The organism is Streptomyces sp. NPDC043870 (assembly GCF_056435785.1).
Genome location: NZ_JBWKDT010000150.1, coordinates 1 through 1233, shown reverse-complemented (window position 1 = coordinate 1233; position 1233 = coordinate 1). Strand labels below are relative to the sequence as shown.

Annotated in this window: 1 protein-coding gene; it reads left to right on the top strand. The window is 62.6% G+C overall.

Annotation, left to right across the window (positions count from 1 at the left end; all coding sequences use genetic code 11):
* Positions 1-1122 (top strand): helix-turn-helix transcriptional regulator (locus AC0699_RS39790; RefSeq protein WP_478671621.1); only part of this gene is annotated, 1122 nt, incomplete at its 5' end.
* Positions 1123-1233 lie beyond the last annotated feature (111 nt).

The following is a 1233-nucleotide window of genomic DNA, read 5'->3' as shown; positions in this document are numbered from 1 at the left end:
CCCGGCGGGGCGACCACCGCACTGCACATGATCATCACGATCGAGGAATACTGGGCTGCCCGAGGCCTGCTGACCGAAGCACGCCACTGGCTCGACCAGGCGCTGGCCACGGCGCCTCACCTCAGTCGCGAACGGGTTGCGGCACTGCGACTCAACGCCTGGTACGCACTGGTGCAAGGCGACAACAAAGCTGGCGTTTCACTTCTGGCAGAGGCCGCGCAACTGGCCGACCAACTCCGCGACGTGGCTGAGAGCGCCCACGTGACGTTTATCCAAGGCCTTGCAGCCTTCTTCATCGGCGATCTGGACAAGGCAGCCTCGCTCATCGGTAACGCCCTATCCGGGTTCCGGACGTCGGACAAGGTCCGCCATGAGATGTTCGCATTAGTCATGTACGGTCTCACCGTAGGCGTCAGGGGTGAACGCGAACGGGGCTTGGCTCTCCTCAACGAATGCCTGTCCATGACGCAGCAGCGTGGTGAGCTGATGTTGCGCTCATGGGCGCTGTGGGCAGTCTCCTTCATCGAAGTCAATCATGAGCTCCCCCGCGCGGAGGCGGCCGCAAGGCAGGCTCTCCGCCTGCACGGCCAGATGGGGACGAAGCTCGGCTTCGCCTTCGTGTTCGATACCCTGGCATGGGTGAACGAACGACAAGGCCGCCATAACCGGGCCGCCACCCTCTTTGGTGCCGCCAGCGCCCTCTGGAATGAAATTGGCGCGTCTCCGGACCATTACCTACCCGTCGGCACCGTCCACGACCGGTACACCTCCATGACCCGGGCAGCCCTCGGCGACCAGACCTTCGAGAAGACCTTCCAAATCGGCCGCGGGCTCTCCGGACAACACGCCATCGACTACGCACTCGAGAACACGACATCTATAACCCCGGCTCAGCGGGTGTCGCCTGAAAAGACACCGCTGACGCCACGCGAACTGCAGGTCGCCGAACTGATCGCTCAAGGACTGACCAACAAAGAAATCGCAGCACATCTGGTCATCGCCCCCCGCACTGCCGACACACATGTGGAACGTATCCGGACCAAACTGGAATTCACATCCCGCTCGCAGATAGCTGCCTGGTACATCGCACATCAGACCCCGCCTCGGGTCTCCATCGCATAGCGCGCAGCCCACACCTGCTAGTAGGGCTTGGTCAGGTTCACTCGCCGGTGGCGTGTCCGGTTGAGGGGGCTGTGTCGTTGACCGGGGGTGACACCTGAGGAGTTGGATGTA